Source organism: Actinotalea alkalitolerans, assembly GCF_023369855.1.
Lineage (GTDB): Bacteria > Actinomycetota > Actinomycetes > Actinomycetales > Cellulomonadaceae > Actinotalea.
Map to the genome: position 1 here is coordinate 1 of NZ_JAMBPP010000016.1, position 15,489 is coordinate 15,489.

Annotated in this window: 12 protein-coding genes; 7 read left to right on the forward strand and 5 right to left on the reverse strand. The window is 69.3% G+C overall.

What is annotated here, in order from left to right:
- From M1R94_RS17045 to M1R94_RS17055, 3 genes are all read right to left on the reverse strand, one after another.
- Positions 1-460: glycosyltransferase family 2 protein (locus M1R94_RS17045; protein WP_249382928.1), on the reverse strand; the 460-nt coding region annotated here is incomplete at its 3' end.
- A complete protein-coding gene (locus M1R94_RS17050) occupies positions 460-1,440 on the reverse strand; it encodes a GDP-mannose 4,6-dehydratase (protein ID WP_249382929.1) in 981 nt (326 codons plus the stop codon). The genes M1R94_RS17045 and M1R94_RS17050, both read right to left, overlap by 1 nt.
- A gap of 3 nt (positions 1,441-1,443) precedes the next feature.
- The gene (locus M1R94_RS17055; RefSeq protein WP_249382930.1) at positions 1,444-2,430 is read right to left on the reverse strand and encodes a GDP-mannose 4,6-dehydratase; all 987 of its coding nucleotides are present in this window, start codon (positions 2,428-2,430) and stop codon (positions 1,444-1,446) included.
- Between the two features lie 124 nt (positions 2,431-2,554).
- Between M1R94_RS17055 and M1R94_RS17060 the strand changes: the two genes are divergently transcribed.
- From M1R94_RS17060 to M1R94_RS17070, 3 genes are read left to right on the forward strand one after another with little or no spacing between them, the layout of a single operon-like run.
- Positions 2,555-3,514, forward strand: a complete 960-nt coding sequence (locus tag M1R94_RS17060) for an FkbM family methyltransferase (RefSeq protein WP_249382931.1) — start codon at positions 2,555-2,557, stop codon at positions 3,512-3,514.
- Positions 3,515-3,520: 6 nt separating this feature from the next.
- Positions 3,521-5,017: a glycosyltransferase gene (locus tag M1R94_RS17065; RefSeq protein ID WP_249382932.1), complete on the forward strand. Its 1,497-nt coding sequence runs from the start codon at positions 3,521-3,523 to the stop codon at positions 5,015-5,017.
- Positions 5,014-6,519 (forward strand): glycosyltransferase, encoded by a 1,506-nt coding sequence (locus tag M1R94_RS17070; RefSeq protein ID WP_249382933.1) that lies wholly within the window; start codon positions 5,014-5,016, stop codon positions 6,517-6,519. Before M1R94_RS17065 ends, M1R94_RS17070 begins: the two co-directional genes overlap by 4 nt.
- 31 nt (positions 6,520-6,550) lie before the next feature.
- Here the strand turns inward: M1R94_RS17070 and M1R94_RS17075 are convergent, their stop codons facing one another.
- Entirely contained in the window at positions 6,551-8,449 is a 1,899-nt protein-coding gene (locus tag M1R94_RS17075; RefSeq protein WP_249382934.1) for a DUF4214 domain-containing protein, read from the reverse strand.
- 129 nt (positions 8,450-8,578) lie between these two features.
- On the opposite strand from M1R94_RS17075, the gene M1R94_RS17080 reads away from it, so the two are divergent.
- Positions 8,579-9,502 carry an ABC transporter permease gene (locus tag M1R94_RS17080; protein ID WP_249382935.1) on the forward strand — a complete coding sequence of 308 codons (924 nt, stop codon included), beginning with the start codon at positions 8,579-8,581 and terminating at the stop codon, positions 9,500-9,502.
- Positions 9,502-10,713 carry an ABC transporter ATP-binding protein gene (locus M1R94_RS17085; protein WP_249382936.1) on the forward strand — a complete coding sequence of 404 codons (1,212 nt, stop codon included), beginning with the start codon at positions 9,502-9,504 and terminating at the stop codon, positions 10,711-10,713. The genes M1R94_RS17080 and M1R94_RS17085 overlap by 1 nt, the downstream gene beginning before the upstream one ends.
- 6 nt (positions 10,714-10,719) lie before the next feature.
- Here the strand turns inward: M1R94_RS17085 and M1R94_RS17090 are convergent, their stop codons facing one another.
- Entirely contained in the window at positions 10,720-12,708 is a 1,989-nt protein-coding gene (locus tag M1R94_RS17090) for a DUF4214 domain-containing protein (RefSeq protein WP_249382937.1), read from the reverse strand.
- A gap of 179 nt (positions 12,709-12,887) precedes the next feature.
- On the opposite strand from M1R94_RS17090, the gene rfbB reads away from it, so the two are divergent.
- The gene (gene rfbB / locus M1R94_RS17095) at positions 12,888-13,883 is read left to right on the forward strand and encodes a dTDP-glucose 4,6-dehydratase (RefSeq protein ID WP_249382938.1); all 996 of its coding nucleotides are present in this window, start codon (positions 12,888-12,890) and stop codon (positions 13,881-13,883) included.
- 33 nt (positions 13,884-13,916) lie between these two features.
- A complete protein-coding gene (locus M1R94_RS17100; RefSeq protein ID WP_249382939.1) occupies positions 13,917-15,251 on the forward strand; it encodes a UDP-glucose dehydrogenase family protein in 1,335 nt (444 codons plus the stop codon).
- The last annotated feature ends 238 nt before the right edge of the window (positions 15,252-15,489 follow it).

The following is a 15,489-nucleotide window of genomic DNA, read 5'->3' on the forward strand; positions in this document are numbered from 1 at the left end:
GCTTGACCCCCAGCACGACCCAGGCCCTCGCCCCGTCGCCGTAGTCGCCCAGCTCCCCGCCCCAGCCAAGCCCCTTGCCCGCCACAGGGGCGAGGGTGCGGCCGCCGCCGGGGCCCCCGCCGCCGGCCCGCACCCAGCCGGGACCGGGCCGAGCATCGTTGTTGATGAAGCCGATCACCTCGCCCGTGGCGTGCGCGACCCCGAGGTTGCAGCCCCCGGCGAAGCCCGTGTTCGCGCCCGACTCGACGATGATGGTCTCAGGCACCTCAGCCCGGATCCGCTCCGCGCTGCCGTCCCCCGAGTCGTTGTCGACCACGATGACCTCGAGCCGCTCGCGTGGCCAGTCCAGGTCCGCGAAGGACCTCAGGCAGGTGATCGTGTCCTCTGCACCGCGGTAGTTGACCAGGACGACAGACACCACCCCGGGCCGGACAGTTGGAGTGCGTGGTTCCCTGCTCATCAGTCGTCATCCCCCTGCAGGAGTGCCGTGTCGTGGTCGACCATGCGGTGCACGATGTCTGTGAAGCCGACCGTCGGGGACCAGCCGAGGTCGGAGTGCGCGCGTGAGGCGTCGCCCACCTGGACGGCGGCGTCGGTGGGCCGCACGAAGGTCGGGTCGGTGACCACGTGATCGCGCCACTGGTCCCCCACACCGGCGCGGCGCAGGGCCGCCTCGGCGAACTCGGCCACCGAGTGGGCCTCGCCCGTGGCGATGACGTAGTCGGCGGCCACGTCCCGGGACGCGGCTCGGACCATGGCGTCGACGTAGTCCGGCGCCCAACCCCAGTCACGTCGGGCGTCGAGGTTACCCAGGCGCAGGACGCCGGAACCCTCCAGCCCGATCCTGGCGGCACCGGCGGTGATCTTCCGGGTGACGAACGTCGTAGGACGACGCGGGGACTCGTGGTTGAACAGGATGCAGCTGGCCACGTGCAGGCCACGGGTCCGGTAGACCCCGGCCATGTGGTGGGCGTAGGCCTTGGCCACGCCATAGGGGTTGATCGGACGCACAGGCGTCTGCTCGTCAAGGTGTCCCTGCGCGGCACTGCCGAAGATCTCCGCACTCGAGGCCTGGACGCAGGCAACGGGGTGCCCGGTGCGCTCCTGGAGCTGCCACGCGGCATCGAGCAGCACAGCGACCGCGACGCCGCTGAGCTCGGCGGTCAGCACGGGATGCTCCCAGGAGTAGGCCACCGAGCTGATGCCGGCAAGGTTGTAGAGCTGGTCGGGCTCAACGTCGTCGACCACCTGGCGCAGCCGGGCGTGGTCGGCCAGGTCCGCCTCGTGCACGACGACCGACGGAACCCGTTCGCGCAACGTGGACACGGCGGTGTCGTGGGGGCGTACCAGGCCATGCACCTGCATCCCAGCCGTGGCGAGCTGTTCGGCGAGGTAGCCGCCGTCCTGGCCGGTGATCCCGGTGATCAGCACCCGCCCCACGCGCTAGCGCCCCACCTGGGTGCGCTGCTCGGCGAGGTCGTTCTCCACCATCATCGTCACCAGCTCGGTGAACCCGACCTTGGGCTCCCATCCCAGGACCTCGCGAGCCTTGGACGGGTCACCGATGAGCAGCTCGACCTCGGCCGGGCGCATGAACCGCGCGTCCTGGCTCACGTACGGGGCCCAGTCCTCGATGCCCACCGCCGCGAACGCCACATCGAGCAGCTCACCGATCGAGTGGGTCTCTCCTGTGGCCACCACGTAGTCGTCCGCGGTGTCCTGCTGAAGCATCCGCCACATCGCCTCGACGTAGTCACCTGCGAAACCCCAGTCCCGCTTGGCATCGAGGTTGCCCATCACGATCTGGTCCTGCAGACCCAGCTTGATCCGTGCCACCGCCTGGGTGACCTTACGGGTCACGAACTCCGGCCCACGGCGAGGGGACTCGTGGTTGAACAAGATCCCCGAGGAGGCGTGCATCCCGTAGGACTCGCGGTAGTTGATCGTCATGTAGTGCCCGAACACCTTCGCCACCCCGTAGGGCGACCGCGGCCACAGCAACGTCGACTCCCTCTGCGGGACCTCCTGGACCTTGCCGAACATCTCCGAGCTCGACGCCTGGTAGAAGCGCACGCGGGAGGGGTCATCCCCCGAGTACAGCCGCACTGCCTCCAGGATGTTCAGCACACCCTTACCCGTCACGTCAGTCGTCAGCATCGCGTTCTCCCACGAGTACGCGACGAACGAGATGGCACCCAGGTTGTAGACCTCATCGGGCTGGGCCACGTTCAACGCGCGCAACAGGCTCGAGAGGTCCGTCAGGTCCCCCGTCAACAGCTTGACGTCCGGCACCGTCGCACGCACAAGATCCAGCTTGGGGTTGTTCTGCCCACGAATCAGGCCGTAGACCTCGTACCCCTTCGCCAGAAGCAGCTCGGAGAGATACAGGCCATCCTGGCCGGTGATACCCGTGATGAGTGCGCGCGCCATGGTTCCTCAAGAGTTCGGCGGGGAGTGTCGCGGACCAGCGTAGCCCGGTAGGTGCGGCCCCGGGCACCTGCCGCGACCGGGCAGCGCGACCGTGCTGCCGGTCGCGCTGCCCTATGATGCCGTGGTGCCTGAAGCCCTCTTCGTGTCCTATGCCCAGCACGGCGAGGACGTCGTCCTCTGGCGGGCGCTGCGAGACATCCCGAACGGGCGGTACGTCGAGGTCGGCGCCAACCATCCGACGGACCTGTCGATCACCCGCGCGTTCTACGACCGTGGCTGGAGCGGGGTCACCATCGACCCCGTGGCGTCGTTCGCCGCCCTGCACCGTAGGGCGCGGCCCCGCGACACCTTCGTCCAGGCGGCAGTCACGAACGAGGACGTCGAGAACGTCGTGCTCAACGAGTTTCCTGAGACCGGGCTCTCGACCCTTGACGCCGAGATCACCGAACGCCACGACGCGGCCGGCCACCCTCACCACGCCACGACCGTGCGCGCCCGCCGCCTCGACGCGATCCTCGATGACGCGGGCCTTGCGGGCAAGGAGATCCACTTCATCACGGTGGACACCGAAGGCTCCGAGCGGGCGGTGCTGCAGAGCCTCGACCTCACTCACTGGCGGCCGTGGATCCTCGTCGTCGAGTCGACGGTGCCGCTGGGGACAGCCCAGACCCACGACTCCTGGGAGCCTGCGCTCCTGGCCGCCGGCTACACGTTCTGCATGTTCGACGGGCTCTCGCGCTACTACGTCGCCGACGAGCACAAGGCCCACCTCGGTCCCCGGCTGTCCTACCCGGCCTGCCCGCTCGACCTCTACGCGCGCCAGGACACCCTTGCCGCCAAGCGCACGATCGACGAGCTCACCGAGGCTCGCGACACCGCGACGGATGAGCTGATCCGCTGGCGGACCGAGGCGATAGCGCGGTGGTCGCACGTGCTGAGCTCCTCCTCGTCGGTCGAGGTCGAGGGCTTGCGCCGCCAGGTCGCCGAGCTGAGCCACGACCTCGTCGCAACCCGGGCAACCCTCTCCTGGCGGATCACCGCACCGTTGCGCGCGGGACGCCGGCTCTTCGGCCGAGGTGCCTAGGTGCCGATGTCACCTGGAGGTCACAAGCGCGTCGCACGCGCCCTCGCACAACGTTGCCGGGCCGCTGCCGAGGTCTACCTGGACGAGCTCCCCGAGCCGATCGATCATGGTGCTCACGATGCCGGGAGACTGCTCGACCTCATGGTCCGGCGGGTGCAGGCGACCGCCGATCCGGCCGGAGCGTGGCTGACCTGGACAGCGGTGGCAGGTGCGTTTCCGACAGCCGCGGAGGTCCAGGAGGCCAGGCGGACGATCGAGCTCTACCCTCCCGCAGACGCCGCGATCTGGCTCCTCGGTCGCTGCCAGGTGTCGCCGCGAAGCATCGAGTCGTTCACCTGCGAGATGGACGTCCTGGTCGGCGCCGTCGTCCCGAGCGTGGACTACTGCGCACGCGTCGAGCATCACACCGGAATCCAGCGGGTGGTGCGCGAGACCCTGCCTCGGTGGGACATTCGCCACGACGTCCACCCGGTGGCGTGGACGGACTCCGGCGGGATCATGCGCGGTCTGGACGACGTCGAGACGGACCGGGTCCTGCGCTGGAACCAGCAGCTGCACGTCGCGCGCAGCTCGACAACAAGCGGCCCGCCGCGGCTGGTCGTGCCGTGGCGCAGCAACGTGGTCCTCATCGAGGTACCTCTGCCCCAGCTCTACCCGGCCCTCCAGGGTCTCGCTGAGTACTCGGGGAACGAGGTCACCGCCGTCGGCTATGACGCGATCCCGGTGGTCAGCGCTGACGTCCGGCCCTACTCCGAGCCCGACAACTACGTGCAGTACCTGTCGGTGATCAAGCATGCAGCCCGGATCTCAGGCATCAGCGTCTCAGCGGCCCAGGAGTTCCGTGGGTTCGCCGAGGCGCTGCCTAGCCAGGGTCTGCCGGCCGCCGTCGTCACCGAGGCGTTCCTGCCGGGCGAGGCCCCGCACGCCACCGCGCCCGAGCAGACCCTCACCGAGCGCCCGATAGTCCTGTGCGTCGGCAGCCAGGAGCAGCACAAGAACCACCTCGCGGTGCTGCACGCGGCCGAGATCCTGTGGCGTGAGGGCCTCGACTTCGAGGTCCAGCTCATCGGGCGTGCAGGGTGGAACGCAGAGCGGCTCGAGGCACGCGGAGAGGCCTTGATCGGCGCCGGCCGTCCGCTGACCTTCCGTCGCGGCGTGCACGACCAGGAGCTCTGGGACAGCTACCGTCGGTCACGGTTCTCGGTCTTCGCCTCACTCCACGAGGGGTACGGCCTCCCGGTCGCCGAATCCCTCGCCTGCGGCACACCCGTCATCACGACGAACTACGGCAGCACACGCGAGATCGCCGAGGCCGGCGGCTGCCTGCTGATCGACCCACGCAACGACGACGAGCTCGTCGCTGCGATGCGATCCATGCTCGTCGACGACGCCCTGTGGACACGGCTGTCCAGCGAGGCCCGTGAGAGGCCGATTCGTACCTGGGCGGACTATGCCGATGAGCTGTGGGAACAGCTCATCGGTTCAGAGGGGGACGAGTCATGACGACCGGCACGACCCAGACACCCCGCGATGTTGTGCGCGCCCTGCCGCAGGCGGCACGGGAGGCCTTCCTCGAACGGTGCGCGACGCTCCTGGAAGCGCTGGACGTCACCACTGCTGGTGTGCCGTCCGCGAGCCTGCCTGACACTGTCGCAGCCACCTTGACCAATGCGTGCGCGGACCGCGTCTGGCTCGCCCTGGCCGTCCTCTCCGCTCGCCTGCCCGACATCGCCACGACGATCGAGATCACCCGTGCCGTTCGGCTGGACGGCCCCGCCCTGCTGCTCGCCCACGCGATCACCACCATGGATCAGGACGAGCTTGCTCGGGTCGAGATCGCCACCGGGCAGACGATCGTGGACGTCTACCAGACTGCTCGGATGCCTCGGTCCACCGGGATCCAGCGCGTTTCCCGGCAGCTCGCCAGGGAGTGGGCTGCACACCACGACATCCGCCTGGTGGGATGGCGTGACGACCAGACGGCGCTGATCGACCTCACCGCGGACGAGCGTAACCACCTGCTCACCGACGGGCTCGCACCCGCCCCCCCGCCGCCAGGGCACCGCGTCACGGTCGTCGTTCCGTATCGCGGGCGCTACCTCCTGCCCGAGCTCGCCGTCGGTCCCCAGCTCACGCCACGCCTGCAGGGCCTCGCTGAGTACTCCCGGTGCCGAACAGGCGTCGTCGGCTTCGACTGCGTACCGCTGACCTCCGCCGAGACGACTCATCCGGGCACCCCGAGTCACTTCGTCGGCAATCTCGCGGCCGTGCGCCACATGGACCGGATCGCCGCCATCTCGCGCAGTGCGGCAGCCGAGTACCGCGGCTGGAGGACGATGGTGGGCGCGACCGGCCTGCGCGGACCGGAGATCACCGGGATCCCGCTGCCGACTGAAGGCGTGACGCCGTCGGCAGAAGCATTGGTCGAAGCCCGTGAGCGGTTCACCATCGCCGACATGCCGCTGGTCCTGGTCGTGGGCACGCACGAACCTCGCAAGAACCACGAGGCCGTCCTGCACGCTGCCCAGCTCCTGTGGCGCAAGGGGCACCGCTTCTCGTTGACGTTCGTCGGCGCGGACGGCTGGCGTTCGGAGAGCTTCCGGGTGGCGCTGGACGACCTCCAACGTGCCGGGCTGCCCCTGGACAGTGTCTCAGACCTGGACGAGGACCTGCTGTGGGCGGCCTACACGGTGGCGCACTGCACAGTGTTCCCGTCGAGCAATGAGGGCTACGGCCTGCCGGTCGCCGAGTCGATCGCTGTGGGAACGCCCGCAGTGACCTCGGCCTTCGGCAGCATGGCGGAGGTCGCTGCCGACGGCGGTGCAGTGCTCGTGGACCCGCGGGACGACCATGCGATAGCCGACGGCATCGCCCAGCTCCTCGAGGACCGCGAGCTGTACGCGAGCCTGGTCCTGGAGGCACGACGGCGGCCGCGTCGCACCTGGGCGGACTACGCCGCCGAGGTGTGGGCCTTCCTGAGCACGGAGGGCCCAGCGACCGACTGAGGTCGACCTCGGGCCGGCCGTGCCACGTGGCTCAGCGCCGCTGTGCGCGCATCCAGTACTCAGGGCTGCCGCCGATCTCGATCGGGAGCAGGAAGTCGCCGTTCCCACGCATCATCGGCAAGAAGGTGCCGATCCCGGATGCGTCGGGCGCACGCCCGAGCATCCGCTGGTAGTAGCTGTTCAAGCGTCGCAGACCTGCCTCATCGGACATCGCGATCGACCGCACGACTGTCGGTCGATCCTGACGGCGCGCGACGTCGACCCAGTAGGCGCGCTCGGTCGCGCTCGCGCTGCGTCCGAGGATCCCCTGGTACACGCCGTCGACCCACCGACCCAGGTCCCCCTGCCCGAGGTTGAGCAGCGCCTCGTCCGAGGCGTAGATGTACACCTGAAGCTCAGGGACGGTCGTCCCCGCCTGCATGTACCCGGTCCAGTGGGACAAGCCCCCAGCCTCAGGGGCGCGCTTGAGCGCCGACCGGTACTCGGCCCGGATGAAGGTGTGCAGCCGCTCGGTCGACATGACGATGCCGCGTGCGACCACCCGCGCATCGCCCGTCTGCTGGACCGAAGCGCTCCAGGTCGCGATCCCGGCCGGGTCAGGAGCGCGGCCGAGGATGTCCTGGTACAGCGCACGAATGACTGCCTGGGCCTCGGCGTCGCTCACCCCGGAGAGGACGAACCAGTCGCTCTTGAGGCCGAGTGCCGCGCGCACGGCACTTCCGGTGAACGTCCTGCTCGCACCGTCGGCCGTGACCACCCGGACCTCGGTGGCGCGTCCGCCGTCGGCGCCGAGACCGTTGCGAGCGGTGACGGCGATGCTCCGGATCGTCCCCGTGCCCAGCCGTGAGGCGACCGTCGACAGCGGCATCGTGAGCGACCACGTCGAGTTGGGGTTGCTGGCCGTTCGGTCCCCGTCATCGACGACGGCCGGGAAGGTCCCTCCAGCCGTGTAGCCACCCGAGGACGAGCTGAACTCCGTGCGGGCCGGCGCGCCCGAGCGCATCCGGACGAGCCCGGCCGTGGCGCGGATCGCCTCGTCGGTCCTGCTGTCCTCGAGCGCGGTCCAACCCGCGCCGGTGCGCAGGCCGGCCCCGCTGTACACCTGGCAGGTGGTGGTGTCGCACGTTGTCGCACCCGTTGCGGGCCTGCTGCCCGAGAGCGCGTACGAGCGGGCCGCCACAGACTGTGCCATGAGTGCCTGCATCCCGCGGCCGCCGCCGGCCGAGGCCCAGCTCGCCGGGCTCTCCCGAGGTACGACACCGCGCAGGTAGGACTCGACCCGCACCCGGTTGAGAGTCATCTGGGTGCCGTTGTGGTTGATCACCTCGAGCGAGCCGCGGTACGCGCGGACGCCGGCGTCCTGGCAGATGCCCAACAGGTTGTCGAGGGAGGTCGCGGCGGCCGTGGTGGCGACCCGGGTCGACCCCGCACTGAAGCTGCCGGTCATGGGCGTCCAGGACGTCGCTGTGCAGCCGGAACCCTTCTCGACCCGGAGAGTGGACCCCTGCAGAGTCAGGCGCACCGCCGCAGCGCCGACGTCGGTGCCGTTGACCTGGAGCTTGGGTGCCGTGACCACGAGCGCCTTGCCGTTCATCGCCAGCAGCTCGACCGTGATCACCGAGTTGGCGACCGAGCCGGCCGTCGTCCCGCCGTAATAGTGGTCAAGGATGCGAGCGGAGTCCCAGCCGTGGTCGATGGCGTACCCCAGGGCCCCGTACTGGCCCATCCCGCGGCCGTGGCCCCACCCCCGACCGGTGATCGTCAGGTCTCCGTCTGCGGCACGTGCCGACGCGGGCGGGAGCAGCGCCGCGCCCGTCACCGCGAGGACGAGGACGAGGACGGCCCTCAGCATGGCGTGGATGGCGTCGGCGACGGCAACCGACTCGCCGCGGCCTCGCAGGGACCAGTTGTCGTGCGTGCTCTCGATCACACGACCATTGGAGCACAGGGCCGGGCCTGCGCACCGGACCCCGCAGTGCAACGGCATGTACGTCCGATATGTAGGCTGCACCTGCCCGTTGCAGGCCACCACCTGCACGCGATCAGGACGTAGGGAGCCATGACGACGACCAGTGAGACGAGAGCCGCACGTCTCGAGGACGAGCCGCTGCGACTGGCGGGCCCGCGGCCGGGCTTCGCACGTGGCACCCTGCTGTCCATCCGGGACATCTACGCCCACCGTGAGCTGCTGGGGCTCCTGGTCCGACGGGAGATCAGGGCCAAGTACAAGGACAGCACCCTCGGATTCTTCTGGAGCCTGGCGAAGCCCCTCGCGATGCTGCTGGTGTACTACATCGCCATCGGCAAGTTCCTCGGGGCCGAGGCCTCACCCCGGAACCCCGGCGGCATCCCCCAGTTCGCCATCTTCATCTTCACCGGGTTGACCGCCTGGCAGCTGTTCAGTGACATCGTCATCGGCAGCACCGGGTCGATCGTCGCCAACGCCGGCCTGATCAAGAAGGTGTACCTGCCACGGGAGGTCTTCCCGCTGAGCGTGCTCGGCTCCTCCCTCTTCAACTTCACGATCCAGCTCAGCATCCTCGTCGGCGCGACTGCGGTCGTCGGAGGCTTCCCGCTCGGCGGACGATGGCTGTACTTCCCCCTCGCGCTGGGGGTCCTCATCATCTTCGCCACAGCGGTGGGGATGTTCCTGGCGGCCGTCAACGTGTACCTGCGCGACATCCAGTACCTGGTCGAGATCCTGTTGATGGTGCTGTTCTGGGCCTCGCCGATCGTCTACTCGTGGGCTTTGGTCCATGACAGGGTGGCCGGGACGCTGTTCGAGCAGCTCTACCTGCTCAACCCCATGACCCAGGTGATCATCGGGTTCCAGAACGTCTTCTGGGTGGCCGGAGACGGACAGCTCGTCCCGGAGCACATGGGCAGGTCCCTCGCCATCACCCTCGGCGTCTCGGTGTGTCTCCTCTGGCTCAGTCAGCGGACCTTCGCACGCCTCCAGAGCAACTTCGCCCAGGAGCTGTGATGTCGCCCTCCGTCATCGAGATCCACGACGTGTCCAAGCGTTTCGTCATTCGCAAGGAGAAGTCGCTCAAAGAGCGACTCGTCAACTTCGGCCGCTCCAACCTCCACAAGGAGGACTTCTGGGCGCTGCGGAACGTCGATGCGACGATCGAGTCCGGCAGCACCGTCGGGCTCATCGGGGCCAACGGCTCGGGCAAGAGCACGTTGCTCAAGATGATCGGCGGGATCCTCCAGCCGACGAGCGGCTCGGTCCAGCTCCGGGGGCGTCTCGCCGCGCTGCTCGAGCTCGGGGCGGGCTTCCACCCGGATCTCACCGGGAGGGAGAACGTCTACCTCAACGCCTCGATCCTCGGCCTGACCCGCCGACAGACTGACAAGTACTTCGACGCCATCGTCGACTTCTCCGGGATCGAGCAGTTCATCGACACCCAGGTGAAGTTCTACTCCTCTGGGATGTATGTGCGCCTCGCCTTCGCGGTCGCGGTGCACGTCGACCCCGACATCCTCCTCGTCGACGAGGTCCTGGCCGTCGGGGACGAGCCTTTCCAGCGCAAGTGCATGGACCGCATCCGCGGGTTCCAGCAGGAGGGACGCACCATCGTCCTGGTGACTCACTCGCTCGACCAGGTCGCTGACCTCTGCGACCGAGCGATAGTCCTCGAGCACGGCCGGGTCCTCGCCGACGACGTGCCCCGTGACGCCTTGAGGGTGCTGCGGGCGGACTTCGAGACCACCCGTCAGAAGGAGGTCGAGCAAGCGACGGACCCCAGCGGGACGGACAGGCCCAAGCGGCCCAACGTGAGCATCGCCGGAGTGCGTGTCATCGCGGACGACGACCCCGCGGAGCAGCCCACCATCGCGCCGACTGACAGTCTGACGATCGAGGTCGTCGTCGACGCCGGTGAACGCCTCGAGGACTGGATCCTGGGGATCGGGATCGACAACCCGCTCGGCGTGGTGGTCTACGGAACGAACACCCGTTTGCTCGGTACCCCCTTGCCACCGCTCGACGGGAGCATCCGGTACGCGTTCCGACTCCCGGCGATCCATCTGGGCGAGGGTGAGTACACGATCCATGCCTCCGTCGCCACCGGCTCAGGTCAAGAGGTCGCCCGACTGCCCATCGGCGGGCGTTTCATGATCAGGGCCGACGGGCGCTCGCAGGGGTATCTCTTCGTACCTGCCGAGTTCCGCGGCGAAGTGGACAGCTGACCGCTCTCACGGGAAGCGTGCGATCGCACGCAGGCGGTACTCCTCGCTGCTGACGATGTTGGAGCGCACGGCCGCCTCGCCTTGGACGAGCAGGACGTCTGTCCACAGGTTCTGACCCGAGATGTCCGGGTAGCGCGCGAGGAAGTGCCGGTAGTTGAGCTGGACCTTGCGCTGCGCCGCCTCTCGGGAGCCGGTGACCTGGCTGATCACCCCACCACGACCGAGGGAGGGTACGCGGGCGGTCCAGTAGTTGATCTCTGCGCTCGATCCCGTGCGGCCGAGCAACGAGGTGTACATCCGACGGACCAGCCCACCATTCGTGCCACCGCTCTGCAGGAAGAACTCCTCGCTGGCCACAAGATGATTGGCGATCTCGTCGATCTTGACGGTGCCCGCGGAGATCGCGGCGAGCCAGCTCCGCACCCCCTGCTCGTCTGTCGTACGCCCGAGGACGGTCCGGTACGCCTCGGCGATCTTCCGCCGGTGGTACTCCTCGCTGCTCGTCACGCCCGCCACGAGCGCCGACGAGCCCGCACCCGAGACGTACAGACCGGCCCACGTGTTCAGGCCGCCCGAGTCGGGCTTGCGACCGAGGAGGTCTGCGTAGAGGGCATTGACGACCGCTGCGGCCTCCTTGGCGCGCCCGGGGCTCGGAGCGGCCCAGGCCGCGTTGCGTATGCCGGGCAGCGCGGCCATGCCGCCGTCGCCGGGGCACGCCGTGAAGGCGACCTCACGATGCCCGAGGACGCGCGGCAGCCAGACGTTCTGGTTCGCGAACCGCGAGTTCTGCCCGCCCGAGGTGTAGAAGTTGAAGCTGCCCCGCGGATCGACGCCGTATGCGCCCAGGCGCCATCCGATGATCTCGGCCACGGCCTGCTGGGTGACGATGGGTGGCAGGCTCCCGTAGGTGCCGAGCATCGAGACCCCGAGCGTGCCGGTGTTGAACCCGCCGGCGTGAACACCCACGACGGGCTGGGTCATGCTGCCCGCACGGCCCTCGTAGATGTTTCCCCACTTGTCGACGACGAAGTTGTAGCCGAGGTCGCACCAGCCTCGTCCGTTGATGTGATAGGCCGCGTCGTTGCGCAGCTGCTGCATGGCCTGGGCCTGGGTGGCGTAGTTGTTGGACCCGGCCGTGTGGTGGACGACCGCAGCGACGAGCTTGCTCGCGACGGCAGGCTTGCACACCTGCGCGGGGGCGCCCCACTGGGCGCGGCTGATCACCCGCGGGGCACCCGCCGTGCTCACGGTCTCGACCGCCGCGGTGCCCACCGACCCCGAGGTCAGGTAGGAGGCGTTCTGGACCACGAGGCCCTCGTCGGCGACCGAGCCCACCACGGCGTCGGTCGCCACAGCGTCGGAGGAGATCAGGGCGAGCTCGATGCCCTCGGGACCGCCCTGCTCGGACGCCGCGAACGACACCTGCACAGCGTCGGCCTCGCCGACCCAGAGCGGGTCGGTGCCACCGCGCGCGGCGGCGTTCTCCGCGTCGGGGGTACCCGCGTCAGGGCCGTCGTCCCCGACCTCGAGGACCACCCAGTCGCCCCACCCGTCCTCGGCGCGGGTCCTGACCTGGACGTCGAGCCCGTCGACCGAGGCGTCCTGCGGCCAGGTCACACCGAGCGTCTGGAACCCGTCGGTCTCAACGACCTCGCTCTCGACCCGCCCGTCACCGACCAGCTGGTCGGTGACGATCACCGCGTCGTCGGCCTGCGCGAGCGGGAGGTCCGTGGGCTGGATCACCTCGCCCGTGGGCTCGACCGCAGGGACGACGACCGCGATCTCCTCGAGGGTCATCCCCGCAGGCAGGTCGGCCTCGGGCTGCTCCTGCTGCTCGGCAGGCTCGGTCGGCTCGACCGGCGCGGGGGCCGACGTTGCCGCGGTGTTCTCACCCGTCACCCCCGTGGGCGCGGACAACACGGTAGGGGTGGCGACCGCCGAGGTCACGGCGGTGGCCAGCGCGAGCGCGAGCGAGAGTGCTGAACGGGAGAGCATGTGGGGTCCTGACGCGAGACGGAGAGTCATCGCGAGTGTCGGCACGTTGTGACCTCAGGTCAAGGAACGCCGCGCCTGATGTCCGAAGCATCCTGATATCACACCTCCGCAAGGCCGTCGACCCGGGGTCCGTCGGGCTAGGCTGCTCGCTGACCTGATCACTCCCCCTGGAGGTTCCCGTGCGTCTGCTCGTCACCGGTGGTGCCGGCTTCATCGGCTCCAACTTCGTCCACCAGACGGTGCGCGAGCGACCCGACGTCGAGGTCACCGTGCTGGACGCCCTGACCTACGCCGGTGACCGCGCCAGCCTCGCTCCCGTGGCCGAGAAGGTCACCTTCGTGGAGGGCGACGTCGCCGACGCCGAGCTGGTCGACCGCCTCGTGGCCGACGCCGACGTCGTGGTCCACTTCGCGGCCGAGTCGCACAACGACAACTCGCTGTCGAACCCGTGGCCCTTCGTCCAGACCAACGTGATCGGCACCTACACCCTGCTCGAGGCGGTGCGCCGGCACGGGACGCGCTACCACCACATCTCGACCGACGAGGTCTACGGCGACCTCGAGCTGGACGACCCCGCGAAGTTCACCGCCGAGACCCCCTACAACCCCTCGAGCCCGTACTCATCGACCAAGGCCGCGAGCGACCTGCTCGTGCGCGCATGGGTCCGGTCCTTCGGGGTGCAGGCGACGCTGTCGAACTGCTCCAACAACTACGGCCCGTTCCAGCACGTCGAGAAGTTCATCCCGCGCCAGATCACCAACGTGATCGACGGTGTGCGCCCCAAGCTCTACGGGACGGGCGAGAACGTCCGCGACTGGATCCACGTCGAGGACCACAACTCGGCCGTCTGGGCCATCATCGAGCGCGGCGCGATCGGCGAGACGTACCTCATCGGCGCGGACGGCGAGGAGAACAACAAGGCGGTGGTCGAGCTGATCCTCGAGCTCAGCGGCCTGCCCCGGGACGCCTACGACCACGTGAGCGACCGGCCCGGGCACGACATGCGCTACGCGATCGACTCCTCCCGGCTTCGCACCGAGCTCGGCTGGGAGCCGCACTTCACCGCCTTCCGCGACGGGCTGGCCGCGACCATCGAGTGGTACCGCGCCAACGAGGCGTGGTGGCGACCCCAGAAGGACGCCACCGAGGCGAAGTACGCCCAGCTCGGCCGCTGACCGGCCGACCCCACCTCAGACAAGGACGTCCAGATGACGCAGCTCTCGGTGATCGGATGCGGGTACCTCGGGGCGGTGCACGCGGCGTGCATGGCGGACCTCGGGCACGAGGTCGTCGGGGTCGACGTCGACCCCGACAAGGTCGCCCAGCTCGCCGCCGGCAAGGCACCGTTCCACGAGCCCGGCTTCGACGACCTGCTCCAGCGGGCCATCGCGAGCGGCCGGCTGCGGTTCACCACGGACATCGCCGAGGTGCACGGCTCGCAGGTGCACTTCATCTGCGTGGGCACACCGCAGCAGGCCGGGCGGAACGCCGCGGACCTGACCTACGTCCACGCGGCCGTGGAGGCCCTGCTCCCCCACCTCGCGGTGCACGCCGACGGTCCTGTGGTCGTGGTCGGCAAGTCCACCGTGCCGGTGGGCACCGCCGCGGAGATCGCCGCACGGATCGACGCCGACGCACCCGGCTCGGGGGCGAGCCTGGTGTGGAACCCCGAGTTCCTGCGCGAGGGGTTCGCCATCCAGGACACCGTGGCGCCGGACCGCATTGTCTACGGTCTCGGCCCGGGAGATCGCGGGCAGGCCGCGCGGGTCGTCCTGGACACGGTCTACGCGAGCCAGCTCGAACGCCACACCCCGCTCATCACCACCGACTACGCGACCGCCGAGCTCGTCAAGGTCGCGGCGAACTCGTTCCTCGCGACCAAGATCTCCTTCATCAACGCGATGGCCGAGCTGTGCGAGGCCACGGGCGCGGACGTCACCCAGCTCGCCGAGGCGATCGGTCACGACGAGCGCATCGGCCCCAAGTTCCTGCGGGCCGGCGTCGGCTTCGGGGGTGGTTGCCTGCCCAAGGACATCCGCGCCTTCATGGCCAGGGCCGGGGAGCTCGGGGTGGACCAGGCGCTGACCTTCCTGCGCGAGGTCGACGCGATCAACCTGAGGCGGCGCACCCACGTGGTCGAGCTCGCCCGGACGGCGTGCGGCGGCGACCTCTCGGGTGCCCGTGTCACGGTCCTCGGTGCGGCGTTCAAGCCGCACAGCGACGACGTCCGTGACTCCCCGGCCCTGGAGGTCGCCTCGACGATCGCCGGGGCGGGTGCGCACGTCACCATCACCGACCCGGCCGCGCTGGAGAACGTGCGGCGGGTGCGTCCTGACCTCAACCTCGCGGCGGACCCGCTCGAGGCCGCCGACCGGGCCGATGTCGTGGTGCTGCTGACCGAGTGGGAGGAGTACGTCACGCTCGACCCCGAGCAGCTCGGCACCGTGGTGGCCCATCGGCAGGTCATCGACGGTCGCAACGCCCTGGACCCGGTGCGCTGGCGTGCAGCCGGATGGACCTACACGGGCCTGGGTCGGCCCTGATCTGCACGATTCCTCCACCACGCCCACCCCTCGGCGTGGCGACGGACCCGGCGACGACGGGAGTGGACGGGTCACCGAACACGTCCCCACGCCGACTCGTCGTCCTCGTTCGTGACGGGGACGAGGAGACGATTCCCAGCATGCTCACGAGGACCACCATGCCGGTCGGAACAGATCGCGCGGTGCGGCAGGTGTTTCATGGGCATCCGAACGTGTGAGGGACGCGAGCCCCCACAGG